We start from the raw sequence: 1,794 nt of genomic DNA, 5'->3' as shown, positions 1-1,794 counted from the left end.
CTCAATTCTGGCAGTACAAAAGGTGTGAAGGTAGATTGGTAAGCTTCGCCAGGCGAGGGTGTTAGCTTTTGAATAAAAGAATACACGTTTTTGATAGTATAGGAAAGTATAAAATTTTTGCTGATATACCAAGGGTTAGAGTCTTATGTGGAGTTGAAATTAAGTAAGGAAAAGAGTTAAGATAATAGTATGGCACATGAAGATAATATTCCAGTTCAAATGAATATTTTAAAAGCCATATTCAGTGATCATTGGTCTAGATTTCTTAAAGAAAACAAAGATAAGATGCGTCCGGTCATCATCGAAGAAGTGGAAAAGTTTTTACACTGTGGAGAGTTATCAAATGGGTTTTTGACATTTAAGTGTGAGGCTTGTCCAAAGGTAAAGAAGATACCTATTCGGTGTAAAGGGAAGTTCTGTCCAACATGTGCAGTAGGTGAGGCACAAAAATGGGCGGATATACAAGCGAATGATATGTATCGTAGTAACCATCGTCACGTTGTTTTCACGATTGATGAAGGTCTGCGATCCATCTTTGCGGGGAAATATCGTAAGAAGTTATTAAAAAAATTAATGGATGAAGCCGCGCGGCTTCTTAATGAATGGTTTGAGAAGTGTGGATTTAAACCAGGTATTGTATCGGCGTTACATACCTTTGGGTCTAAGTTGGAGTTTAATCCGCATATTCACATGCTGGTCAGTATGGGTGGTGTCACACCAGAGAATGAATGGAAAACATATGATTTCATTCCATTCACGAAATTGCGTAAGCAGTGGCAGACTGTTGTATTAAAGCTGATTAGACGTACACTATCTCCGGTAGCTAAGAAAGTTGTTCAACCAAAACTTCAAGCAGCCTATAAAAATAATCCGCAAGGATTTTACGTCAACGCACCTAAGCGTAGTAAAACAGATGTGAAAAAGATCTTGGGGTACATTGGTCGGTATATGAAACGAGGTCCCATTGCCTTACATCGTATTATCATGTATGACGGAGAAACCGTTGTTTTTAAATACCATGATAAGCAAGATGGTGAAGAAAAAGTGGAATCTTTAACCGTTGATGCCTTTATTGGACGATTAATTCGTCATATACCGGATAAACAATTTAAAATGATTCGTCACTATGGATTGTATTCTCGTCGAATTAAGACGCTTATGAAGGAAATAGTGACCATCTACCAAGAAAGCATCAAAAAACTTTTAGTTAATGCTAAAAAGATGATCCAACCGAAAGGTTGGAGGGAAAGTATTAAGGAATCCTTTGGCTATGATCCATTAAAATGTTCGGAATGTGGCAATGTATTGGAGTTCAGAGGGATAGCTGTGCGCAAAAATGGACAACTAGAAGTGCAATATGCGAATGATAAAGAGGCCAAAGATTATATTAATCGGGAGGTTGAAAGAATTGAGTCAGAAGCGTACAAAAAAGCACAAAAAGAAAAAACAGAAGCAGCCATCAAAAAGTATCGTTTCAGCTGGAGTGAACGCGAAAAAGAAATACGAGAACGGGAACGTCGAATTCGTTTGTCGGAGCTGTAAAGTAACGGAAGACATACCGAAAGAAGTTGTTGAACAGTTTGATATGATGGATATGGGAGATCCGACGGATCCCCCAAGGTTTAGTTGCGAAAAGTGTGGGGGAGAAATGCTTCCTGTGTATTATACAAGCCTTCATGGTATCACTTATAAAAATCCAGAATTGAAAAGCTCGGCTAACCTCTAGCCCAAAAAGGGCGAGGCCTAGCCGAGCTTTTCTTATTTCGTTTTCATTTACATCGTAGATTTCAGCAA

The 1,794-nt window shown here is 38.5% G+C and carries 1 protein-coding gene; it reads left to right on the top strand.

Annotation, left to right across the window (positions count from 1 at the left end; genetic code table 11):
• The first annotated feature begins 189 nt into the window (after positions 1–189).
• On the top strand, positions 190–1,542 hold the full coding sequence (locus BMX83_RS10580; protein ID WP_091632149.1) for an IS91 family transposase: 1,353 nt from the start codon (positions 190–192) through the stop codon (positions 1,540–1,542).
• The last annotated feature ends 252 nt before the right edge of the window (positions 1,543–1,794 follow it).

Origin of the sequence: Alkalibacterium gilvum (assembly GCF_900109085.1) — a bacterium.
Classification (GTDB): Bacteria; Bacillota; Bacilli; order Lactobacillales; family Carnobacteriaceae_A; genus Alkalibacterium; species Alkalibacterium gilvum.
Note: the sequence above shows the minus strand (reverse complement) of the source record. Positions and strands in the feature narration are given on the sequence as shown.